Source organism: Shewanella sp. 5_MG-2023 (genome assembly GCF_030547465.1).
Lineage (GTDB): Bacteria > Pseudomonadota > Gammaproteobacteria > Enterobacterales > Shewanellaceae > Shewanella.
This window is the reverse complement of the sequence record NZ_JAUORC010000018.1, coordinates 25442-48347: the sequence shown is the minus strand read 5'-3', so window position 1 is coordinate 48347 and position 22906 is coordinate 25442. Positions and strand designations below refer to the sequence as shown.

Annotated in this window: 22 protein-coding genes; 18 read left to right on the top strand and 4 right to left on the bottom strand. The window is 41.0% G+C overall.

Features of this window, described 5'->3' with window-relative positions; genetic code table 11:
• The first annotated feature begins 1 nt into the window (after position 1).
• From Q4557_RS12155 to Q4557_RS12125, 7 genes are all read left to right on the top strand, one after another.
• Complete coding sequence (locus Q4557_RS12155) at positions 2 to 247, top strand: HypC/HybG/HupF family hydrogenase formation chaperone (RefSeq protein WP_102435486.1); 246 nt, start codon at positions 2 to 4, stop codon at positions 245 to 247.
• Entirely contained in the window at positions 244 to 1371 is a 1128-nt protein-coding gene (hypD, locus tag Q4557_RS12150; RefSeq protein ID WP_303412992.1) for a hydrogenase formation protein HypD, read from the top strand. The genes Q4557_RS12155 and hypD overlap by 4 nt, the downstream gene beginning before the upstream one ends.
• The gene (hypE, locus tag Q4557_RS12145) at positions 1358 to 2371 is read left to right on the top strand and encodes a hydrogenase expression/formation protein HypE (protein WP_303412990.1); all 1014 of its coding nucleotides are present in this window, start codon (positions 1358 to 1360) and stop codon (positions 2369 to 2371) included. The genes hypD and hypE overlap by 14 nt, the downstream gene beginning before the upstream one ends.
• Positions 2371 to 2718, top strand: coding sequence for a hydrogenase maturation nickel metallochaperone HypA (locus Q4557_RS12140; RefSeq protein WP_102435491.1), 348 nt, complete (start codon positions 2371 to 2373; stop codon positions 2716 to 2718). The genes hypE and Q4557_RS12140 overlap by 1 nt, the downstream gene beginning before the upstream one ends.
• A gap of 58 nt (positions 2719 to 2776) precedes the next feature.
• Positions 2777 to 2941 (top strand): hypothetical protein, encoded by a 165-nt coding sequence (locus Q4557_RS12135; RefSeq protein ID WP_198589276.1) that lies wholly within the window; start codon positions 2777 to 2779, stop codon positions 2939 to 2941.
• A gap of 434 nt (positions 2942 to 3375) precedes the next feature.
• Positions 3376 to 4782: a DUF1800 family protein gene (locus Q4557_RS12130; protein WP_303412985.1), complete on the top strand. Its 1407-nt coding sequence runs from the start codon at positions 3376 to 3378 to the stop codon at positions 4780 to 4782.
• A gap of 1 nt (position 4783) precedes the next feature.
• The gene (locus Q4557_RS12125; RefSeq protein ID WP_303412983.1) at positions 4784 to 5947 is read left to right on the top strand and encodes a DUF1501 domain-containing protein; all 1164 of its coding nucleotides are present in this window, start codon (positions 4784 to 4786) and stop codon (positions 5945 to 5947) included.
• Between the two features lie 91 nt (positions 5948 to 6038).
• Here the strand turns inward: Q4557_RS12125 and pgm are convergent, their stop codons facing one another.
• Both pgm and seqA read right to left on the bottom strand, forming a co-directional pair.
• The gene (pgm, locus tag Q4557_RS12120; protein ID WP_303412981.1) at positions 6039 to 7679 is read right to left on the bottom strand and encodes a phosphoglucomutase (alpha-D-glucose-1,6-bisphosphate-dependent); all 1641 of its coding nucleotides are present in this window, start codon (positions 7677 to 7679) and stop codon (positions 6039 to 6041) included.
• A 34-nt stretch (positions 7680 to 7713) separates the two neighbouring features.
• Positions 7714 to 8307, bottom strand: coding sequence for a replication initiation negative regulator SeqA (gene seqA / locus Q4557_RS12115; protein ID WP_303412979.1), 594 nt, complete (start codon positions 8305 to 8307; stop codon positions 7714 to 7716).
• A 307-nt stretch (positions 8308 to 8614) separates the two neighbouring features.
• Here seqA and Q4557_RS12110 point away from each other — a divergent pair, with 307 nt between their 5' ends.
• From Q4557_RS12110 to Q4557_RS12080, 7 genes are all read left to right on the top strand, one after another.
• Positions 8615 to 9379 (top strand): alpha/beta fold hydrolase, encoded by a 765-nt coding sequence (locus Q4557_RS12110; RefSeq protein WP_303412977.1) that lies wholly within the window; start codon positions 8615 to 8617, stop codon positions 9377 to 9379.
• 109 nt (positions 9380 to 9488) lie between these two features.
• Positions 9489 to 9710: a DUF2788 domain-containing protein gene (locus Q4557_RS12105; protein WP_076540959.1), complete on the top strand. Its 222-nt coding sequence runs from the start codon at positions 9489 to 9491 to the stop codon at positions 9708 to 9710.
• A gap of 8 nt (positions 9711 to 9718) precedes the next feature.
• Positions 9719 to 9991 carry a LexA regulated protein gene (ybfE, locus tag Q4557_RS12100; protein WP_076540961.1) on the top strand — a complete coding sequence of 91 codons (273 nt, stop codon included), beginning with the start codon at positions 9719 to 9721 and terminating at the stop codon, positions 9989 to 9991.
• A gap of 49 nt (positions 9992 to 10040) precedes the next feature.
• Positions 10041 to 10568, top strand: a complete 528-nt coding sequence (gene fldA, locus Q4557_RS12095) for a flavodoxin FldA (protein ID WP_076540963.1) — start codon at positions 10041 to 10043, stop codon at positions 10566 to 10568.
• A 121-nt stretch (positions 10569 to 10689) separates the two neighbouring features.
• Complete coding sequence (earP, locus tag Q4557_RS12090; RefSeq protein ID WP_102435502.1) at positions 10690 to 11883, top strand: elongation factor P maturation arginine rhamnosyltransferase EarP; 1194 nt, start codon at positions 10690 to 10692, stop codon at positions 11881 to 11883.
• A 46-nt stretch (positions 11884 to 11929) separates the two neighbouring features.
• Entirely contained in the window at positions 11930 to 12490 is a 561-nt protein-coding gene (gene efp, locus Q4557_RS12085) for an elongation factor P (RefSeq protein WP_076540967.1), read from the top strand.
• Between the two features lie 331 nt (positions 12491 to 12821).
• Positions 12822 to 14036 carry a pyridoxal phosphate-dependent aminotransferase gene (locus Q4557_RS12080; protein ID WP_102476748.1) on the top strand — a complete coding sequence of 405 codons (1215 nt, stop codon included), beginning with the start codon at positions 12822 to 12824 and terminating at the stop codon, positions 14034 to 14036.
• 151 nt (positions 14037 to 14187) lie between these two features.
• On the opposite strand, the gene cls is transcribed toward Q4557_RS12080, so the two are convergent.
• Positions 14188 to 15639: a cardiolipin synthase gene (gene cls, locus Q4557_RS12075; RefSeq protein ID WP_102476747.1), complete on the bottom strand. Its 1452-nt coding sequence runs from the start codon at positions 15637 to 15639 to the stop codon at positions 14188 to 14190.
• 146 nt (positions 15640 to 15785) lie between these two features.
• Between cls and Q4557_RS12070 the strand changes: the two genes are divergently transcribed.
• Complete coding sequence (locus tag Q4557_RS12070) at positions 15786 to 16604, top strand: endonuclease/exonuclease/phosphatase family protein (protein WP_303413060.1); 819 nt, start codon at positions 15786 to 15788, stop codon at positions 16602 to 16604.
• A gap of 14 nt (positions 16605 to 16618) precedes the next feature.
• Here Q4557_RS12070 and Q4557_RS12065 read toward each other — a convergent pair whose 3' ends face one another.
• Positions 16619 to 17527, bottom strand: coding sequence for a hypothetical protein (locus Q4557_RS12065; protein WP_102435510.1), 909 nt, complete (start codon positions 17525 to 17527; stop codon positions 16619 to 16621).
• Between the two features lie 209 nt (positions 17528 to 17736).
• Here Q4557_RS12065 and yfbR point away from each other — a divergent pair, with 209 nt between their 5' ends.
• The 3 genes from yfbR to adhE all read left to right on the top strand — a co-directional run bounded on the left by yfbR (position 17737) and on the right by adhE (position 22807).
• Entirely contained in the window at positions 17737 to 18345 is a 609-nt protein-coding gene (gene yfbR, locus Q4557_RS12060) for a 5'-deoxynucleotidase (protein ID WP_303412970.1), read from the top strand.
• A 93-nt stretch (positions 18346 to 18438) separates the two neighbouring features.
• On the top strand, positions 18439 to 19803 hold the full coding sequence (locus Q4557_RS12055; RefSeq protein ID WP_303413058.1) for an anti-phage deoxyguanosine triphosphatase: 1365 nt from the start codon (positions 18439 to 18441) through the stop codon (positions 19801 to 19803).
• A gap of 391 nt (positions 19804 to 20194) precedes the next feature.
• Positions 20195 to 22807, top strand: coding sequence for a bifunctional acetaldehyde-CoA/alcohol dehydrogenase (gene adhE / locus Q4557_RS12050; protein ID WP_102435513.1), 2613 nt, complete (start codon positions 20195 to 20197; stop codon positions 22805 to 22807).
• Positions 22808 to 22906 lie beyond the last annotated feature (99 nt).

Sequence of the window (22906 nt, the reverse complement as noted above, 5' to 3'; positions counted from 1 at the left end):
TATGTGCTTATCAGTGCCTTCTCAAATTACCGCTGTTCACGATGATACTAGTGTCACCGTCGATACCTTAGGGGTTAAACGCCGGGTCAGTAGTCACCTAATGACAGAGCCATTAAAGGTGGGCGAATTTGTGCTGATCCATATCGGATTTGTGATGAATAAAATCGATACAGAAGATGCCAAATTAAGTTTGGAACTCTATAAAGAGATTGTTGATAAACTTAATGATGAAGGAAATGATTTATGATCCTCACTGATCTATATCAACAGTTTCGCAATCCTGACACCATCAAAGCGTTAGCAGAAGAGATAAACTCACATGCTAGTCAGATAGATACTGATATTAACATAATGGAAGTATGCGGCGGTCATACCCACACCATAATGAAATATGGTTTAAAGCAATTGCTGCCAGCTAACATCAATTTTATTCATGGACCCGGCTGCCCTGTGTGTATTATGCCAAAAGAGCGCATCGACCATGCTGCTGCATTAGCACAGCTTGATGACGTTATATTATTGACCCTAGGCGATATGATCCGAGTGCCTGGTTCAAAAGGTAGCCTTGCTCAATTTCGTGCTAAAGGTTGTGATATTCGGCCTTTATACGACCCTATGGATGCGCTTAGTATCGCAAAAGACAATCCCGATAAAACCATTATCTTTTTTGCCATCGGCTTTGAAACATCAACCCCAATGACTGCCGTGTTAATTGACCAAGCTGAAAAACAGCAAATAAATAATCTGTTATTTCATATCAACCACGTATTAGTGCCACCAGCGATTGATGCCGTGATGACCAACCCACAAGCTAAAGTAAATGCCTTTATAGGACCTGCCCATGTGAGCGTGATTAGCGGCGCTAAAATTTACCAAGCGGCTGTAGATAACTACAACACACCAGTGGTAGTAGCGGGATTTGAACCTGTGGATGTGATGGAATCGATTCTTAGAATTGTAAAACAAAAACAGCAAAATATTGCCAAGCTTGATAATCAATACAGCCGCGCGGTCAGTTACGAGGGTAATCAAGCAGCGCAGGCATTAATCGACCAATACTTAACCCTAAGAGCATCATTTAGGTGGCGTGGTTTAGGGCCGATTGCAAAATCAGCATTGACCTTAAAACCCCAGTACGCCCATCGCGACGCCGAAATTATATTCAAACAACAGCTACCCACTGTAGAAATTGATGACCACAAAGCCTGTCAATGCGGTGATATTTTGCGCGGTCTCGCCAATCCACAAGATTGCAAAGTCTTTGGCAGAGGCTGCTCTCCAGACAATCCATTGGGCAGTTGTATGGTCAGCTCAGAAGGTGCCTGCAATGCATATTATCGTTATACAGGAGTAACGAATGCCAGCGAATAAATATCAACACGTGCAGTTAAGCCATGGCGGCGGTGGTAAAGAAATGAACAGTTTAATTACTGATATGTTCTTTAAAGCTTTTTCAAATCCAATTTTGGAGTCTCAAGAAGATGCTGCGGATTTAAATTTAACTGGCCATTGTGCATTTACTACCGACTCTTTTACCGTTGAGCCTTTATTTTTTGCTGGTGGTGATATCGGCAAACTGGCCGTTGCTGGCACAGTCAACGATCTAGCCATGATGGCAGCGCAGCCAGAATATTTAAGCTGCAGCTTTATAATTGAAGAAGGCTTTGCCATTAAAGATCTGAATACCATAGTGCAAAGCATGGCCGCTGAATTACATAAATCTGGTGCACGTATTGTCTGTGGTGATACTAAAGTAGTGCCTAAAGGTTGCGCTGACGGCATATTTATCAATACCTCAGGTGTGGGCCGAATTTTAAAACCCGGTATTTCAGTTAAAAACCTGCAACAAGGTGACGCTATTATCGTATCCCGCGACATTGGAAGGCACGGAGCAGCCATTTTAATGGCACGTGATAGCTTATGTTTAGAGTCTGAACTCACCAGTGATTGCGCCACACTCTGGCCCATAGTCGAGCAACTCATTGCAGCGAATATCGAAATCCATGCCATGAGAGATGCCACTCGCGGCGGCCTGTCTGCGGTATTAAATGAATGGGCCAATGCATCTGCTGTTGGCATTGAAGTCGATGAAAAATTAATTCCAATATCGCCACAAGTCCAAGGCCTGTGTGAACTTTATGGTTTTGAATCCTTTGATTTAGCAAATGAAGGCACCTTTATTATGGCCCTGCCACAGGAGAGAGCTGAGCAGGCTTTAACTATCATGAAACAATATTGCCACTGCGATCAAGCCTGCATTATCGGCAATGTGACTAATCAACACCTTGGCAAAGTAGTATTAACCACACCATGGGGCAGTAGCCGCTATTTAGATGTTCCCCAAGGTGAGCTATTACCAAGGATTTGCTAATGCACGAGTATTCAATTGTGATGTCATTATTGGAGCAAATTGAGCAATTAGCGGCCCAAAATCAAGCTAATGAAATCATCAGAGTACAGATTAAAGTTGGGGTGTTAAGTGGCGTCGAGCCACGTTTATTGGCCACGGCGTTTGAAACTTTCAAACTTGAAGGGATTTGCCACAACGCCATGCTGGATATGAATATACAGGCGCTAATCATTCACTGCCGCCAATGTGACACGCAATCAGAATTAACCGAACGTAATATTGTTTGCCCAAGATGTTTAAGTACCAATACTCAGGTAATAGATGGCGAGCAGATGATGTTAATGCAACTTGAAATGAATACCGATTAAAGCTCAATTTGTAATAACTTTCATTAACCAATTAAAAAGAATTATTGAGGAACTAACAATGAAAACGAAACTAACCGCAATGCTAATGGCTGCATCCCCTACTCTTGCGTTTGCCCACGAAGGTCATGGCGCAGTCAGTCTATTTCATCATCTGTATGAACTCGCACCTGCTATTGCATTAGTAGCCATTGTCGCCTTAGTTATTTACAACAAAACGCGATAACTTGCTTAGACAGCACTTATTTAAAACAGCACTTATTTTAACAAAAGTCGCTTAGTCAATATTAGTTAGCCAGATACAGCCGGCTTACTTTTAATGCTATCCCTTTGAGCCAGAGCTCCCCACTGCGCTCAATGGGTAGTTTTTTTGTATTTATCAGCCAGCCCCGCAAACATAACTAATTTGTCTGGCAATAATGCTAAGCTGCCTCACCTTCTATCTTGAAACAGTCGTGGTTAAAATAAATCCTCAGCAGTGCAAGCGTCTATCAAGCCAAAAATGATATTACCCTCTATTTTGTGTAGTTTATGTCATTCTTAAGGCTAATTTGTTCATAAAACCATCTAAAAAATCTAGTTCACGCTTATAAATCGGCTTTGTTTAGCTTAAGGTAATATTTCACCAAGACCACAAGTTAACTGATCCAAGGATGTACTATGTCAGCAGCTGCGATAATTGCCACTAACCGATTTGGACTTGGCGCGAGGCCAAACGAACTATCCCTAGCGACTAACGATCCAAAAGCCTACTTAGTTAAACAATTGGTGATCCCAGAGTTTGAAGCAACTGAATTCAACTCTGACGAAATAATCCGTCAAGTAAGCGAATTTTTAAGACAAGAGCAGCTAGCAAAAAAAAACCGTCAAACTGAAAATATGATGTCCATGCAAGGTCAATCTAATGCAAATAAAGCCAACAATAAAAAGAAATTTAACGGGCCAAAGCCACTGCCGCCACACAAACAAGCCTATTACCAGCTAACAGCCAGTGCATTTAATAGCGCAATCAATTCTCCAAACTCATTAAGCTGGCGTTTATTACATTTTTTTTCAAATCATTTTAGTGTCACAGTCAGTGGACGAGTGATGACAGCACTTGCCGCCACATTAGAGCGTGAAGCCATAGCGCCAAATTTATTAGGATCATTTGCAGACATGCTACTGGCAGTGACCAGTCATCCTGCCATGATACGTTATCTCAATAATGAAAAGTCGTTCGGTGCAAATTCCCCTCTTGGCAAGCGAGGCAAAGGGTTAAATGAAAATCTAGCTCGAGAAATCCTCGAACTACACACCCTTGGGGTTAATGGTGGTTACACTCAAGCTGATGTCATTGAGCTAGCAAACGGAATTAGCGGGTGGAGCATTGCCAACCCCAGAAAAGATAATGCCACAGGTTTTATCTATCGAGTCAATGGCCATGAGCCAGGACCTAGAACCCTACTTGGTAAACAATATCCTGCCGCACAAGACAATGCCTCTGGCGTTAAACAGGGTCAAGCTATGCTGGCTGATATTGCCAAACAGTCACAAACTGCAACCCACCTGTGCTATAAAATAGTTAAATATTTTATAAGTGATAATCCTTCTGAAACACTGCAAACCAAGCTTGTTGAAACATGGAACAGCACCAATGGCAACATCAAACAAGTTATGCTGACCTTAATTAATGCAGACGAGTCATGGCAGCCTGAACAGCTGAAGTTTAAAACCCCCGTTGAACATGTCATCTCTAGTTACCGCGCAGTTAATAAGCCTGTCACTAACATGCAAAAATTACTTAAGCAGTTAGGTGAAATGGGTCAACAGCCTTTTAAAGCGGGCTCCCCTGAGGGATTTGGCGATCTAGAACCAGACTGGAACAGTGCTAATGCATTAATGACCAAAATCAACTGGACCACACAATTTGCTACCTCCCAACGAGATTCTGATACCGCTCAGGCAATTAATACCGTATATGGCAACTCATTATCTGAATTATCATTTAATACCATTACCCGTGCAGAAAGTCGTGAACAAGCTTTAGCGTTATTATTACTTAGCCCTGAGTTCTTAAGGAGATAGCATGCAACGTCGTGAATTTATTAAAGGGATCAGTGCCAGTTTAGTGATGTTAAGCAGCGGCCTAGCGCCTAGCTCTGTGGCGAATGCAACATCCGCGTCCTCAGCTAAAACTAAAAAGAATATCGTCTGGGTCATACTTCGCGGCGCACTTGACCCATTGCATACCATAGTGCCACTAAAGGAGCCTAACTTTTCTCAATTAAGACCCACGCTAGCCGATAATGTCGCCAATTCAAAACTCGTGTTAAACCCACAATTTAGTTTAAATCCAGTATTAACCAATATGCATCAGTGGTATCTCGACAAGCAACTGTTACCTATTGTGGCAGTATCGTCTGGTTACCCTGAGCGGTCACATTTTGCTGGACAAGACTTTTTAGAAAGCGGTGGAGAACTTAAAGAGCTTGAGTCTGGCTGGTTAGGACGAGCCATAAGTGCTTCACTAGATCATAAAAACAATAGCGCTATTGCCATTTCAAACGCTATCCCTATCAGTTTACGCGGGAGTGATAGTGTCAATACTTGGTATCCCACTAAAGGAGAGCCCGCTGATGAAGATATTTATCAGCAGTTAGCCGTGCTTTATCAACAAGACAAAAAATTATCTCAAAACCTAATGGATGGGATCTCATTGAAAGAAATGGCCATGCGAGGTGGTGGCAATAAGAGTCGTAAATTTGTCGCCTTAGCTAAAGCCTGTGGTAATTTTTTAACCCAAAGTGATGAAATAGATTGCGCCATGTTAGAAATGGGCGGCTGGGATACCCATAGCAACCAACATAGTCGCCTTAACCGTCAATTGAGCCAATTAGATAAAGGCCTAGAAGCACTTAAAAGCGCTTTAGTTAATCAATGGCAAAATACTGTGATAATTGTTGCTACCGAGTTTGGCCGCACTGTAAAAGAAAATGGCACCTATGGTACGGATCATGGCACTGGTAGTGCTATGTTTATCGCAGGTGGCGCAGTAAAAGGCGGTAAAGTCTTAGGGCAATGGCCGGGACTTAAACCTGAGCAGTTATTTCAAAATCGAGACTTACAACCTACCAGTAATAGTTTTAGCTGGATATCGACTGTGATGCAGCAACATTGGCAATTAACAACTGAAGAGATAAATCACATACTGCCAAACAACACACCCTATGATGTACCTATCATTAGCTAAACCCGTAGCAATACAATCCCTAAAAAAATGCCTGACTTATTGCTAAGTCAGGCATTTATCATCTAAGGCTATTAACCCTTTGGTTTAAACTTTAGGCTTTTAACGCACTATCAATCATGACTTGTGCCTGACTGATAATTTCAGCTAAATGCGCCTCACTGACAAAGCTTTCAGCGTAAATTTTAAATAATGCTTCAGTGCCAGATGGACGCGCGGCAAACCAGCCATTTTCGGTGGTGACTTTAATGCCGCCAATTGCCGCATTGTTACCTGGCGCATGAGATAAAATAGCCGTAATGGTTTCACCTGCAAGGACTGTATCGGTAAAGCTATCTGACGATAAGGTCTCAAACTTGGCTTTTTTCTTCAGGCTTATAGGACTATCGATACGGGTATAGTAACTCTTACCAAACTGTTCGGTTAGCTCGACATAACGCTGGGCAGGCGTTTTACCTGTTACCGCTAAAATTTCAGCAGCTAACAAAGCCAGAATAAAACCATCTTTATCGGTACACCAAGTAGAACCATCTTTATTTAAAAAGGCAGCGCCGGCACTTTCTTCACCGCCAAACGCAATACTGCTGTTAGCAAGACCGTCAACAAACCATTTAAAGCCCACTGGTACTTCTAAACAATGTCGTTGATGTGATTGACAAATTCTGTCGATAATTGCACTTGATACTAAGGTTTTACCAATGGCAAAGTCTGCCGCCCAATCTTTGCGGTAAGTCAGCAAGTAATCTATAGCGACAGCAAGGTAATGATTTGGGTTCATTAATCCAAAACCTGGGCAAACAATACCGTGACGATCGTAATCTGGATCATTACCAACACAGACATCAAAGTTTTCGCTATGTGCCAGTAATCCCGCCATGGCATAAGGTGATGAACAATCCATGCGGATTTTTCCATCTTTATCTAACGGCATAAAACCAAAACTTGGGTCGACTTTGTCGTTAACTAAGGTAATGTCTAAACCATATTGCTCAGCAATGTGAGACCAATAGTAAATACCAGAGCCCCCCAATGGATCGACACCAATTTTAATTTTAGCTTTTGCTATCGCTTCGAGATCAATAACCTTGCTTAATGCATTAACATAAGGTGCGATAAAATCAACTTCATTAATCCAGCCTGACTCTACAGCAGTACCGTAATTGACTTTTTTAACGCCATTTAATTGATTAGCTAAATATTCATTGGCAGCGGTTTCAATTTGTTTAGTGATCTCGCCTTCGGCAGGTCCACCATGGGGCGGATTATATTTAATACCACCATCTTGAGGCGGATTATGCGATGGTGTAATAATAAGGCCGTCAGTGAGATCGCCGCCATTAACATTGGCACTCACAATAGTTTGTGAGACGACCGGTGTTGGGGTAAAACCCTCATCTTTTTGCACTCTTACAGCGACTTGATTCGCTGTGAGTACTTCAAGCACCGACATATAAGCTGCATACGATAGGGCGTGGGTGTCAAAACCTACAATCATAGGCCCGCTGATACCCGCTTGTTGGCGATAATCAACCACTGCCTGAGTAATAGCCCAAATATGATTTTGGTTAAAACTGGCCTTAAGTGAACTGCCGCGATGACCTGATGTACCAAAGGTCACTTTTTGCTGCACATCTTCAACATTAGGGACGATTCGGTAATAGTGGCTCATCAATTTGGGTAAATTAATCAAATCCTTTTGTATTGCTACAGTGCCTGCTCTGTCATGAATTGCCACGGTATACTCCCTATTTTAGAAATTTAAAATTGCCTTAGATTTTGTCTGAAATTGATTTTGCCAGCTCTTCATTACAGCCGAGTTGCAATAACACTTCTGATAAAATAGTGCGCTTTTTGGCGGTGTTGTTATTAGTGGTAACCCAATAACCGCTAGTACCAATTTCCTTCGGATTAGCAGACTGACTGGCTTTTAATAATTCCGCTTTTGAACGAGCAAAATATAAACGGCCCCGGCCTTGGATTTTTAATATTTGATCAAAAGTGGCTGGCGTCATTGCAGAAAGTGACTCTAACAAAAACATAAAGCGCCCTACTGCGCCTTTTTGCTGAGATAACATATGTTCATGTACAACAGTGTTGAAATCGACCTCAGTGTTTACTTCTTCAATTACGGCAGGTTCAACGACTTCTGGTGTGATAACCTCAGCCTTTACTTTAGCAACGCTTGTAGCATGGGCGGTTTCTAAGCTAGGTTGGCTTATCGCTAAAGGCTCTACAGGTTCAACTGATTCAATAGAAAGATCCAACAAACGGCGTAAAATATCAGATGCACTTTCACCAATGCGTTCTGTTTTACTTGCAATATAACGATAGAGTTCTTCGTCTATCTCAATATATTTACTCATTAATGCTTCCTTTGGTCTTAATCTATAGTCAAAAACGTCAAGCCACTTACGACATTAAATAATGACCAGTGGCATTACCGATCGATTTAGATCGATCTTTATATAATGACAGTCTACCCATCTCACGCCGATGGTAAAGAGTAAAAACAGCTAAACATCTCAAAATTAGTCAATTTCACATCATCAATGGCACTGATGGATGCTTTAATGAACATATAACAACTGACTAATTCATTTCAGTTCTTGATCATCATCCCCTTTTACAGGCAAAATCACGCCTTCGTTGACAATCAAAATGGACATTTCAATGCATTACGTTTCATCAGGTACTGGCCCTGCAGTGGTTTTAATTCATGGCTTATTTGGTAATTTGGACAACCTGAAAAACCTCGCAAATGCACTGGAAGCAAACCATCAGGTTATTCGTGTCGACTTACCTAACCATGGTTTAAGTGAACATTGGCAATATTTGGACTACCCACTCCTTGCCGAAGCTTGCGTAGAGTTGCTATACAGCTTGAATTTAACCGAAGCACATTTTGTTGGCCATTCGATGGGCGGTAAAGTCGCCATGGCTTTAGCGTTATTACATCCCGAAAAAGTCACTAGTTTAGTCGTAGCAGATATCGCCCCTGTGGCTTATGAACCACGTCATCAAACCGTATTTGCAGGGTTAACATCCTTAACTCTAGATCAATCCACCAACAGAAAATCAGCATTAGAGCATTTAATCAGCGCTGATATTGATTTAGGTACCGCGCAGTTTTTGCTTAAAAACCTGCAGCGAACCGACAATGGCTTTGAGTGGAAAATGAATCTTGACGGTTTAATCGAGAATTATCCGCAAATCATTGCTTGGGATATCACCGACAAACAATACGATAAGGCCTGTTTCTTTATCCGTGGTGGTGACTCTCAATACGTGCTTGCAGAGCACACCAATGCCATCATGACGCAGTTCCCTCGTGTCAGTGCCAAAACCATCAATGGTACAGGTCATTGGTTACATGCCCAAAAACCTGAAATATTTAATCGATTAGTTGCTGAGTTTATCGATAGCAATAGCCAATAATTAACTTGTAAATTTTCATTAATAGAAGCCAACAAATATGGCTCATAGTATATCTATGTGATATATTCCCGCCCTCTTTTAGCCTTAAAGCATTACTAAAGGAAAAAACATGTTGAATCAGTATATGGATCAAATTGAGACATTAGGTCTAAACTTGTTTTTTGCTTTAATATTTTTCTTTATTGGTATGGCTATTCACGATGTCCTTAAGCAAGGCCAAGTGCCCAAATTTGGACGTTACATCGTATGGTTAGTATTATTCCTTGGCTGTGCCGGGTTTGTAGCAAAAGGTATTATTCAGATCACCTGGGAAGGTTCAGGGATCGGTTAAACAGAACGATGGCAAAAGAAACAACAGATAGAACCACCATTGACCTGTTTGCTTCAGAGAAGCGTCGTGGACGTCCTAGAAGCAACCCCTTAAGTCGGGAACAACAGTTAAAGGTCAATAAGCGCAATCAAATACAACGTGATCGCGCTAACGGATTAAAACGAATAGAGTTAAAGGTGTCACAAGTTTTATATGACGCCTTGAACGAACAAGCATTGGCCAGTAACATCAGCCGTAGCCAGTTAATCGAATTAATCTTGCAACAACAAATCGACAACTGAACCGTTTTTTTAAATTCGCAAAGCGAACATGATATTTAAAGGATAGACAATGGCAACTGTAGGTCTTTTTTTCGGTAGTGACACTGGTAATACCGAGGCTGTAGCCAAAATGATCCAGAAGAAGTTGGGTAAAAAAATGGTCGATGTCAAAGACATCGCCAAAAGCACCAAAGAGCAAATCGCTGAGTTCGATTTGATCTTATTTGGTATTCCAACATGGTATTACGGTGAAGCACAATGTGATTGGGATGACTTTTTCCCAGAGCTAGAACAAGTTGACTTCACTGATAAGTTAGTCGCAATTTTTGGCTGTGGCGATCAAGAAGATTACGCTGAGTACTTCCTTGACGCTATGGGCATGGTTGGTGATATCGTATCTGAGCGTGGCGGGATCATTATTGGTCATTGGCCAACAGAAGGTTACGACTTTGAAGCATCAAAAGGTTTAGTTGACGACAAACACTTTATTGGTTTAGGTATTGATGAAGATCGTCAACCTGAACTGACTGAAGAGCGTGTTGACGCTTGGGTTAAGCAAATTTATGAAGAAATGTGCTTAGCTGAATTAGAAGACTAATATTGAGTCTCTAACTTTGTTTTTACTGTTAAGTAAAAACAGTTTAAAAAGCGGCCATAGCCGCTTTTTTTAGCGCTGACATTTAGCGCCAAATAGCTAGCTGCTGTGTTGAGAGAAAAAAGTGAACAAATCAAGCAATCAACATTGGGATATATTCTGCGCTGTTGTTGATAACTACGGCGACATCGGTGTCACCTGGCGTTTAGCCAAACAATTGCACGCAGAATACGGTATTGAAATCAATTTATGGGTCGATGACTTACACAGTTTTTCGCATATTTTGCCGCAATTAAACCCAGCTATAGCCCAGCAATACTTTTGCGGTGTTAATATTTTTCAATGGAACAACCCATTAGATATAGAGTACAAAGCTGGAAGCGTATTGATTGAAGCTTTTGCTTGTGAATTACCTTCACAAGTTAAAAGCAGTATTGAAGAACTCCACAACCATAATAAACACCACACTTCAACCTCATCACATACTCCACCGCTATGGATAAACCTTGAATACCTTTGCGCTGAAGATTGGGTCGACGGCTGTCACGGTTTACCTTCAATGCAACAAAGTGGCCTTAAAAAGTATTTTTATTTTCCTGGGTTTACTGCAAAAAGTGGCGGATTGATTTGCGAGCAAGACTTATTTAGTCAACGTAATGCTTGGCAAGCTGATAGCAGTAATAAACTGTCATTGTTTCGCCAATTAGGTTTATCAGGCATTAACGCTGAAGATGTCGTCGTATCAGTATTTAGTTATGAGTCACAAGCCCTAGCAAGTTTGGTCAAGCTTTGGCGTCAATCAAGCCAAACCATGCATGCGTTAATTCCCGTGGGCAAAAGCTTAACCAGCATCATTGATTTATTGCCAGTGACCATAGAAAACATTAAACCAGGTCAGCAATATCAGCTGGAAAATCTGGTTATTCACATTCTGCCTATGACAGATCAAAGCGGCTTTGACCGACTGCTTTGGAGCTGTGATATCAACATTGTTCGCGGAGAAGACTCTTTTTTGCGCGCTCAGTGGGCAGCTAGGCCGTTTATTTGGCATATTTACCCACAAGATGAAGATTATCACCTAGTAAAACTGCAGGCTTTTGTTAATATCTATACCCACAAACTTGATGATAGATTTGCAAATATCTTTTCGGAAGTAAATTTTGCATTCAATCAGCAACGTGCCGATATCTCAGATTATTGGCAACAACTTATTTCAGTGCAATTGCCTATGCAGCGTCATGCTACAGATTGGGCAGTTGATGCTAAAAATGATGCAGATCTTGCTACACGTCTGGTTCAATTTATTAAAACCAGCTAAGATACTGCGCAATTAAAATTAATACCTAAAATATAGGAATAAAGTAATGAAAACTGCTCATGAACTCCGTCCTGGTAACGTGATCATGTTAGATGGCAGCCCATGGGTTGTTCAGAAAACTGAAACAACTCGCTCTGGTCGTAACGCTGCAATCGTTAAAATCAAATTAAAGAACGTTCTACAAGACTCTACCACTGAAACCACCTTTAAAGGTGATGACAAAATGGAAGATATCATCCTAGAACGTTTAGCATGTACTTATTCTTACTACGCAGATCCTATGTATGTATTTATGGATGCTGAGTACAACCAATATGACGTTGAAGCTGACAACTTAGGTGATGCTTCTGCTTATATCGTTGACGGTATGGAAGAAGAATGTTCAGTCACTTTCTACGAAGGTAAAGCGATTTCTGTTGAATTACCGACTAGCATCGTTCGTGAAGTAACTTACACTGAACCTGCTGCTCGTGGTGATACTTCAGGTAAAGTAATGAAGCCAGCAACCATTACTGGTGGTGGTACTGTTACGGTAGCTGAATTCGTTAAAATCGGTGATAAAATCGAAATTGATACTCGTACTAACGAGTTCAAAAAACGCGTTTAATTATCGCTATCATTAGGGAGGCCCTTAACGGAACCACCCTAAAAGTCTAAAAGCCAGCAATTGCTGGCTTTTTTGTTTTTTGTATTTATTTTATGCACTTAGTTAGCTTATCTTTAATAAGAGAGTTGCACTCAAAAACACCAGCAATTCAGTGTTTCATCTTACTCATGCTCACCAATTTAGTCATTTAACCTAACCGAGTGTCGATAATATAAGCCGCACAGTACAATCCGCTAATAAACTCAATAAAATATTCAATTAATCCTTTTCTCACTGCCATTAATTCGTTATTGTTCGGATACTTATGTCGTATTAGTAACTTGAGGCAAGTATGCGCCCTATTATCAAATCCAATAAACTCGATAGTGTTTGCTATGATATTCGAGGACCTGTTCATAAAGAGGCACGCCGCCTAGAAGATGAAGGTCATAGAATATTAAAACTTAATATCGGCAACCCTGCCCCTTTTGGATTTGAAGCCCCTGAAGAAATTGTCCGTGACGTCATTTTAAACTTACCAAGCGCTCAAGGTTATTGTGAATCAAAAGGGCTATTTTCAGCCCGTAAAGCCATTGTGCAGCATTATCAAGCTCAAGGGATCTTTGGTATTGATATCGAAGATGTCTATATCGGTAACGGTGCATCTGAGCTTATCTGTATGGCATTACAAGGTCTACTTAATACCGATGATGAAGTACTGATCCCCTCACCTGATTATCCGCTATGGACCGCTGCTGCCAACCTTGCTGGCGGTAAAGCGGTGCATTATCGCTGCGATGAAGAGTCAGACTGGTTTCCGGATATTGACGATATTAAAAGTAAAATCACCCCGCGTACCCGCGGCATTGTGATCATCAACCCCAATAACCCTACAGGTGCGGTATACAGTCGTGAGTTATTGTTAGAGGTGGTTGAACTGTGCCGTCAACATGACATCATTTTATTCGCCGACGAAATCTACGATAAAATTCTTTATGATGAAGCTGTGCATGTACATGCAGCTTCGCTTTCAGATGATATTTTGACAGTGACGTTTAATGGCTTATCTAAAGCTTACCGCGCTGCAGGTTTTCGCGTTGGCTGGATGGTTCTCAGTGGCAATTTAAAAGCCGCCAAAAATTATATTGAAGGTTTAGACATGTTGGCTTCAATGCGCTTGTGTTCAAACGTACCTAATCAACATGCGATACAAACTGCTTTAGGTGGCTATCAAAGTATTAACGAGCTAATACTGCCAAATGGCCGTTTAACCGCCCAAAGAGACGTCTGTTATGACGTGCTTAATTCAATACCCGGTGTTAGCGTTAAAAAACCTAAGGGAGCTTTATATGCCTTCCCTAAGCTGGACTTAAAGAAATTTAATCTTAGAGACGATGAAAGACTGGTACTGGATTTATTAAAATCTGAAAAAATGCTTTTAGTCCAAGGTACCGCCTTTAACTGGCCAGAGCCAGATCATCTGCGAGTGGTATTTTTACCCCACAAAGAAGACTTAACTAAGGCGCTCACAGATTTTGGCAACTTTTTAGAGAACTACTCACAGTAATCAAATTACTGCCGTATTTATCAGTAATAGTCATAACAAACACAGCCACTATAGTTTTTATCGTAGCTGTTTTTATATGCTCATGACAAGGCGCTATCGATTACGCGAAACTCTATAGCAACCAGCTAAAGTGAACGGCTAAAGTGAAAAGCTATAGTAAAGGGCTAAACAAATAAAAAACTTGTTCAATCACCCTTTTGTACCAAGGGCGTTTATTCCACTGTGCTAAAGTAAGTTGCTCAGAATCATCAATATAGCTTTGCTGTAACTGCTGTAATTTATAAGCAAACTTAACATCGTCAACCGCTAAAGTGAGTTCAAAATTTAGCCACAAGCTACGCATATCCATATTTACCGTACCAATCAAACAATGTTCATCATCAATCAACACCGACTTAGTGTGCAGCAAACCACCGTTAAACTGATGAACTTTTATGCCAGCATTTAACAGTTCAGTGAAAAACGAACTACTGGCCCATTTGACCATAGTGGAATCGTTGCGCCTTGGGATAATAATATTAACATCAACTCCCCTTAACGCTGCGGTGACTAAGGCCACTAACAAGTATTCACTGGGTACAAAGTAAGGTGTGGTAATAACAATGCGTGTACGGGCTTGATATAAACTTTGTAATAATACTTGATGAATAACATCTTCCGGCATCCCTGGGCCCGATGGAATAACTTGAACTAATGACGATGTATGAGTCGACTCTGCCGCTGGCGGCTGCTCAGGTAAAAAGCGCTCATTGGTTTCAACTTCCCAGTCCCAGCTGCTTACGGTATTAATCACTGGTACAACAGGTCCGGTGATCCGCACCATCATATCAATCCACTCTCCCACCTCGCTGGACTGCTTAAAATATTTAGGATCAACTAAGTTCATTGAGCCGGTATAGCCCACGGTATTGTCTATGACAACAATTTTACGATGCAAACGCAGATCCATGCGCCTAAACAGCATACGCAGTGGACTAACAATCAATGCCGGCACCACTTTAATTCCTGCATCTGTCATTAACTTTGGCCATGATGATTTGAAAAACTGGCGACTGCCTGCTGCATCCAATAGTAATTTAATGGCGACATTACGCTGGCTAGCGGCAATCAATGCATTAGCCACTTCATCTGCAAGACCACCGGGATGCCAAATATAAAACTCCATATGAATACAATTTTTAGCCTTATTTATATCGCTAATTATTGAGTTTAAAATGTCATCGGTAGTATGTTTTAACACCATTTCATTGGCAGTAAGAGATGGGATCCTTAATTGGGTGTCACACAAATGACTAATAGGAATAGCATAATGACTTTGGCTTTCGGGTTTATGGGCATTATGCTCATATAATGCTTTAAACCACTCGGCATAGGGTTTATACATGGCTTTTGAACGATTTGAGCGGGTTTTACCCAAATGCAATTCACCAAATAATAAGTAGGCAAACACCCCAACAAAAGGCAAAAAGTAAATAATCAACAACCAAGAAAATGACACGCCGATACTTCGACGTTTGATAACGATTCGAATTGCCACCACACCTAAAATAAGCCAATAAAGCACCACACCAACAATGGCAATAATTTGGGTCAATTGATCCATAGTTTTTACAGTATTCCTAGGTGTATTGAAAAGTTGAGAGTAAAATTAATTGTACTCTTTAATCGCACAAGCTTATAGCAAAGCAGACTATTCAGCAGCCATACATCTATTGTGAGGTAACATTGAGCGTTAAAAAACTAAAATATGTGGTGGTATTCGGGCTCATACTCAGTATCGGTTTGTATCTATTTATAGTAACGAAATTCAATGGTAAAGCCGAGGTTATGATGAGCGAAGTCCCAGCCATGTTTGTGTCTCAATGTTTATCTCAACAAGTCAGTACCCCACTTGATCAGCAAGGGCGTTTACGTATTGCCGTTTGGAACATTTATAAACAACAAAAGAGAAACTGGCAAACTGAATTACAGCAAATCACTCAAGGCTCAGATTTGTTACTTCTGCAAGAAGCCAAACTAAATAGTCGTTTCTCAAAGTACTTAGCTGATACCCAGCACCATGTCGTGATGGCTAAAGGATTTAAATTGCTTAACGTACCTATGGGGGTAATGAATATTTCATCTCAACCAGCTAATGAAGCCTGTGCCTATCAAACTGCAGAACCGTTAATCCGATTCGCCAAATCGACTCTTGTGGCCACCTACCCATTATCTAATGGCCAGCAATTACTGGTGGTCAATTTACACGGCGTTAATTTTGACTGGCGACTAAATAGTTACGAATCACAACTGAAAAAAGTGCTAAAAAAAGTCGCCATACATCAGGGGCCGGTTATTTTAGCAGGAGACTTAAATACCTGGCGAGAAGGTAGAATGAGTATCGTAAGGCAACTCACTCATGGCCTGAGCCTAACAGAAGCTAAATACAATGCAGATTTTCGTAAACGGGTGTTTGGCTTACCACTTGATCATTTATTTTATCGCGGTTTAACCTTAATAAATGCAGACTCTAACGAAACCTCAGCCTCAGATCATAATCCGATCCAAACAGAGTTTATCCTGCAATAACACCCTGAGCAAAATTAAACCACTTTAAAACTAATCAATTTGGCTTCTTCAGCAAAAAAGCGATAAAAATCCTCTTGCTGATCTTGCTTGCCAACAAATGCTACCAAGGCTTTTTTGTCGGTGCCTTTTACCAGTTCTCGTATTTGAGTTAAGCGTTTTACAAAATTTGTCTTTACCGCTTCAGGCCATGCACTGGTTTGAATTTTGACAACATAGGGTCTGAGGTTTTTATTCTTATTATCCACTTTTTGCCACCAGCCAGCGGATAACTTAATCATAATATAGTCAGCTTCAACTTGTGGTTTATCCCATGCTAAGGTGCTGTAAAACACCTTGGTATCATTATTGTCAGTTTGAAAACGAAACTTTTGCTTGCCTACTGGGTTAATGATTTTTGTGAAAATCTGCCCATATTGGTTTCCCTCAACCCCTTCAAATGAAAGCGCCCTGTCACGATCGTAAGGAAAGTCAAAATACTGATCGACTATGCTTTGAAAAGAGCTGGTCAGATAATTCGCTTTACGCTTACTGCTTACAGTTTTCGCGGCCTTCGACCTTGTTAATTGATTAACATCATCAGCGGCAATCTCGGTAGTACTCACCGCTTTAACGGACTTTGCGGCGGTTAAAGTAAACCGATTTGGATAGGCTAACGGAAAGCCTTCATCACTGCTCAGCCGTGATGTTTTGCCTTGCTGCTTAATTTTACTGCTGGCTTTAGCGTAACAATGCTGCTCATGTTCAACGTTTTTTGAGGTTTTAAAATAAGGTCTACGTAAGTTAACCGCTTTTTTGTAAGAGCAAGGTATAAGCGCCACAGCGCATTCATCGCAAACAAAATTAAGTGATTTTACATTGTCGAGTATATAAAGCTCTTCGTTGGTGACTAATCTATCTAATTGCAAACAGCGAGCATCATCCATATTTAATCTCATTTAACTTAACATTTTCTTTCATAATCAAGCTTATCCGTTGTTATGCTAACGTAAATTTTAGTTAATTGTTAATATAAAATACAGTTGTATGGCGCAGTGTAGTTGATTACAGTAGACAGATAGCTTTTTAGCCGTAATCCGTATTCATTAGCGACACGGATCTGCTATTCGCCTTAATCCTATTACCGAGGCAGATTATGAAACCAAGCACTTTTATGGCATGGATCACCCGTATGCCATTGTTAGAACGTTGGGCTTTGATGCATTGTTTTCAAAAAGAAAACGTATCAGAGCATTGTCATCAAGTCGCTGTGATTGCGCACTTATTGGTGGTCATTAAAAATAAACGCTTTGGCGGTAAGCTAAATCCAGAAAAAGCGGCTACCATCGCCCTTTACCATGAAGTATCAGAAACCAAGCTCCAAGATATCAACTCCAACACCAAATATCACAGTCCTGAATTTACCAAAGCCTTTAAAAAGCTTGAAGATCTGGCTGAAAAAGAATGCTTAGCCTCGTTACCTGAAGATCTGCGTGAAGAAATGGAGCCACTATTAGTTCAAACCCAAGTCGACCCAGAATACAAAGCTATCGTCAAAGCCGCAGATATTTTACAAGCCTATGTGAAAACCATGAATGAGCTACGCTTTAACAATGACGAGTTTCAACATGTAAAAGTTAACTTGGATAAAAAGCTTAAGCAAATGGAACAAGATTTACCTGAAGTAAAATGTTTTATCGAAATTTTCCTCGATAGCTGCACTTCCACATTAGATAAATTGACTGAAAGCGAATTAACTAACTGATGCTCACACAGTAAAGGATGATCAATGTCAGACAATGAAATACACAGTAGTGATGTCACTGAAAATGAATTAGCTGCCATCAATGACAAACAAATGAACGCTGATATTGAGGGCAGCACTAAGATAAATCCATGGCATGAACGCCGCCTAGGTGAAGATAAATTACGCCGTAATGATCACCGCAGTCCGTTTCAGCGTGACAGAGCAAGAATACTGCACTCAGCCGCCTTTCGTCGCCTACAAGCTAAAACTCAGGTACACGGCATTGGCATGAACGATTTTTTTCGCACTCGTTTAACCCATTCATTAGAAGTATCACAAATAGGCACAGGCATCGCTGCCCAGCTTAAACGTAAATTCCCTGACATTGAGCAACTATTAGATTCAATGAGCTTAATAGAGTCACTATGCTTAGCCCATGATATTGGTCATCCGCCATTTGGTCACGGCGGTGAAGTGGCCTTGAACTATATGATGCGCCATCACGGCGGATTTGAAGGCAACGGTCAAACTTTTAGAATTTTAGCCAGACTTGAACCCTACACCGAATACTGGGGCATGAATCTAACCAGGCGAACCTTACTTGGAGTGTTAAAGTATCCCGCTTTATATAGCCAGTTACATGTCGATTTAGGTCACCCAGAAATAACCAGCCACAGACAATTAAGACCTTCACAGTGGCCATCGGTAAAAGGCCTTTTTAACGATGACAAAGATATCTTCGATTGGGTGCTTTCAGGTTTGAGTGTAAATGATAGAAACCGCTTTATCACCATTAAAAACAGCACTAATCAACACTATCCTCACCACAGAACCCAGTATAAATCTTTTGATTGCTCCATCATGGAACTGGCGGATGATATCGCTTATGCAGTCCATGATTTAGAAGATGCTATTGTCATGGGCATAGTCACGCCTTTGCAATGGCAGCAGGATGTCGCTGACAAATTAAGCCAAAGTAATGACCCATGGCTTACTCACGAATTTACCCATATCGCAGATAAATTATTTTCCCATCAACATCACTTACGTAAAGATGCCATAGGTACCTTAGTGAATGGTTTTGTCACTGCCATTAATATCGAGCAAGACGACAAATTTGATGAACCTTTATTAAAATACAATGCCAGCCTAGAGCCTGACTTTGCCATCGCATTGCATACTTTAAAACAATTTGTCTATAAGTACGTTATCCGTAAACCTGAAATGCAAATGCTCGAATACAAAGGCCAACAAATTGTCATGGAATTATTTGAAGCCTTTGAGTCTGATCCACAACGTTTGCTGCCATTAAACACTCAAGAACGTTGGTTACATGCCAAGGAGAATAACCTTAATCCAATGCGAATTATTGCAGATTATATTTCTGGAATGACCGATGAATTTGCCGGTAAGTTGCATCAGCAATTATTTGGCCCCAAGTCTTCTGGCATTTTTGAGATTAGCTTAGAAAGATAACCTTACTTACCTATCAAGATGAGACCCCTATGTTAGTGGCTTTGATGAGCGTTAAGCATCTAAAGTCACTAACACTGTAATAAAACTTCAATTTACTTCCAGCCAAAGCACACTCAGTTAGCTTAAATTTTTATGCTATTAATTCAAAGGTAAAACACTCTTAGTGAATTAACCGCCAGCTTTGCTGGCATGATAATAATCACTTAACTAAGCCTTTTTGTGTAATTAAATTACCATTAGTAGTGATTTGTGCTGTGGATCACGACATATATACCGCTAAAGGAGTAATTTTATCACGTAGACGCTAACAATTTGCCAAGGTCACAGCTATAACAGCTGCTAAGAGTTGTTAACTAAAACGCTTTAGTTAACAATTTTTGAGGACGTAATGATGACTGTCAACAACACCGAACAACTTGAGCTACTGGTAGAGCGAGTCGCTAAAGCGCAGAAAGAATATGCTAATTTCAGCCAAGAACAAGTCGACAATATATTCAGAGCAGCAGCGCTTGCCGCCACAGATTCTCGTATTAAACTTGCTAAAATGGCAGCAACAGAAACCAACATGGGTTTATTAGAAGACAAAGTCATTAAAAATCACTTTGCATCTGAATATATATACAACAAATATAAAGATGATAAAACCTGCGGTATCATCGCTGAAGACATCACTTTTGGCACCATCACCATTGCCGAACCTGTAGGGATAATTTGCGGCATAGTGCCCACAACTAACCCTACCTCAACTGCCATTTTCAAAGCGCTGATTAGCCTTAAAACCCGTAACGGTATTATATTCTCGCCACATCCAAGAGCCAAGCAATCCACCACGACTGCAGCACGTATTGTTTTAGATGCCGCCGTTGCCGCTGGTGCACCCAAAGACATTATCGGCTGGATTGACGAACCTTCAGTGGCGCTGTCTAACCAACTTATGACACACGATAGCATCAACCTTATCCTCGCAACTGGCGGCCCCGGTATGGTTAAAGCTGCATACTCATCGGGTAAACCTGCCATTGGGGTTGGTGCGGGTAATACCCCAATCGTGATTGATGAAACCGCTGATATAAAACGCGCAGTAAGCTCAATCCTTATGTCAAAAACCTTCGATTACGGCGTCGTGTGCGCCTCAGAGCAAGCCATCATCGTGGTAGACAGTATTTATGAGCAAGTTAAACAACGCTTTGAAACTCATGGCGGTTACCTGTTATCCGATTCAGAGACCGCTGCCATGCAAGAGGTTATTCTTAAAAATGGTGGGTTAAATGCTGACATCGTTGGTCAAAGTGCCCCAACCATTGCCAACATGGCAGGAATTACTGTCCCAAGCTGGACTAAGGTATTAATTGGTGAGGTGACGGATATCAATGAAGCTGAAGCCTTTGCCCATGAAAAGTTATCACCACTTTTAGGTATGTACCGCGCCACTGATTTTAATGATGCCATGGACAAAGCTGAAGCATTAGTGACATTAGGCGGCATTGGTCATACCTCAGGGTTATACACTGACCAAGATGGCCAAGTAGAAAGAGTTAAAGCCTTTGGTTTTAGGATGAAAACTGCGCGGATATTAATAAACACTCCAGCATCACAAGGAGGTATTGGCGATTTATATAACTTTAAATTAGCGCCATCACTGACTTTGGGCTGTGGTTCATGGGGCGGTAACTCAATATCTGAAAACGTTGGCCCAAGCCATTTAATTAATAAGAAAACTGTCGCTAAAAGGGCTGAAAATATGTTGTGGCACAAACTACCCTCTTCAATTTATTTCCGCCGAGGCAGTTTACCCATTGCATTAGAAGAGCTATCAACTAAAAAACGCGCCTTAATTGTCACTGACAAGTTTCTGTTTAATAACGGCTATTGCGATGAAACCATTAAAATCTTAAAAGCTCAGGGGCTTGAAACAGAAGTATTCTATGACGTTGAAGCGGATCCTACTTTAGCCATTGTGAAACAAGGCGCTAAAGTTGCTCAAAGTTTCCAACCTGATGTCATCATAGCATTAGGTGGTGGTTCGCCTATGGATGCGGCTAAAATAATTTGGGTATTGTATGAACATCCTGACGTTGATTTTGCTGACTTAGCTTTGCGTTTTATGGATATTCGCAAACGTATTTATAAGTTCCCCAAATTAGGGGTTAAAGCGCAAATGGTGGCAATACCGACCACCTCTGGCACAGGCTCAGAAGTGACCCCGTTTGCCGTGGTAACCGATGAAGTGAGCGGCATGAAATACCCTATTGCTGATTATCAACTCACTCCTAACATGGCAATTGTCGACCCCAATTTAGTAATGGATATGCCAAAGTCATTAACCGCTTTTGGTGGCATTGACGCTGTAACTCACGCATTAGAAGCTTATGTTAGCGTGATGGCAAATGAATTTAGTGACGGTCAGGCCTTACAAGCACTGGAATTATTATGTGAGCATTTACCGGCAGCTTATGAACTGGGCGCTAAAGCCCCCATAGCCAGAGAAAAAGTCCATAACGGCGCCACTATCGCAGGTATTGCCTTTGCTAATGCTTTTTTAGGCATTTGCCACTCAATGGCCCATAAGCTCGGTGCTGAGTTTCATTTAGCCCATGGGTTAGCAAACGCATTGTTAATCAGTAATGTTATTCGCTTTAACGCCACCGATATGCCGACCAAGCAAGCTTCTTTTAGTCAGTACGACCGCCCAAAAGCCTTATGTCGTTATGCAAAGATAGCTGAAACCCTAAAGCTTGAAGGTATTGACTCAAACACCACTGATAAAGACAAGGTAGCATTGCTAATAAGTAAAATAGAACAGTTAAAAACCGCAGTCGGTATTCCGACATCTATCAAGGAAGCTGGTGTTAATGAAGCCGATTTCTTAGCCAAATTGGATGAATTAGCCGAGCACGCTTTTGATGATCAATGTACTGGCGCCAATCCGCGCTTCCCGCTTATTAGTGAGTTAAAGCAGATATTATTAGATAGCTTTTATGGTAAGCCATATCAAGATAACTAATGGCTATGTTCTAGTTGCTACTTTTCGGCACTGGCTCTGGTACAAGTCTACACAAGCTAGAGTTATAAAAGAACTGGCTTGAACAGTAGCGATTAATTA

Coding starts and splice junctions, on each gene's coding strand:
- Q4557_RS12155 (WP_102435486.1), top strand. CDS start 2: ATGTGCTTATCAGTGCCTTCTCAAATTACCGCTGTTCACGATGATACT.
- hypD (WP_303412992.1), top strand. CDS start 244: ATGATCCTCACTGATCTATATCAACAGTTTCGCAATCCTGACACCATC.
- hypE (WP_303412990.1), top strand. CDS start 1,358: ATGCCAGCGAATAAATATCAACACGTGCAGTTAAGCCATGGCGGCGGT.
- Q4557_RS12140 (WP_102435491.1), top strand. CDS start 2,371: ATGCACGAGTATTCAATTGTGATGTCATTATTGGAGCAAATTGAGCAA.
- Q4557_RS12135 (WP_198589276.1), top strand. CDS start 2,777: ATGAAAACGAAACTAACCGCAATGCTAATGGCTGCATCCCCTACTCTT.
- Q4557_RS12130 (WP_303412985.1), top strand. CDS start 3,376: ATGTCAGCAGCTGCGATAATTGCCACTAACCGATTTGGACTTGGCGCG.
- Q4557_RS12125 (WP_303412983.1), top strand. CDS start 4,784: ATGCAACGTCGTGAATTTATTAAAGGGATCAGTGCCAGTTTAGTGATG.
- seqA (WP_303412979.1), bottom strand. CDS start 8,307: ATGAGTAAATATATTGAGATAGACGAAGAACTCTATCGTTATATTGCA.
- Q4557_RS12110 (WP_303412977.1), top strand. CDS start 8,615: ATGCATTACGTTTCATCAGGTACTGGCCCTGCAGTGGTTTTAATTCAT.
- Q4557_RS12105 (WP_076540959.1), top strand. CDS start 9,489: ATGTTGAATCAGTATATGGATCAAATTGAGACATTAGGTCTAAACTTG.
- ybfE (WP_076540961.1), top strand. CDS start 9,719: ATGGCAAAAGAAACAACAGATAGAACCACCATTGACCTGTTTGCTTCA.
- fldA (WP_076540963.1), top strand. CDS start 10,041: ATGGCAACTGTAGGTCTTTTTTTCGGTAGTGACACTGGTAATACCGAG.
- efp (WP_076540967.1), top strand. CDS start 11,930: ATGAAAACTGCTCATGAACTCCGTCCTGGTAACGTGATCATGTTAGAT.
- Q4557_RS12080 (WP_102476748.1), top strand. CDS start 12,822: ATGCGCCCTATTATCAAATCCAATAAACTCGATAGTGTTTGCTATGAT.
- cls (WP_102476747.1), bottom strand. CDS start 15,639: ATGGATCAATTGACCCAAATTATTGCCATTGTTGGTGTGGTGCTTTAT.
- Q4557_RS12065 (WP_102435510.1), bottom strand. CDS start 17,527: ATGGATGATGCTCGCTGTTTGCAATTAGATAGATTAGTCACCAACGAA.
- yfbR (WP_303412970.1), top strand. CDS start 17,737: ATGAAACCAAGCACTTTTATGGCATGGATCACCCGTATGCCATTGTTA.
- Q4557_RS12055 (WP_303413058.1), top strand. CDS start 18,439: ATGAACGCTGATATTGAGGGCAGCACTAAGATAAATCCATGGCATGAA.
- adhE (WP_102435513.1), top strand. CDS start 20,195: ATGACTGTCAACAACACCGAACAACTTGAGCTACTGGTAGAGCGAGTC.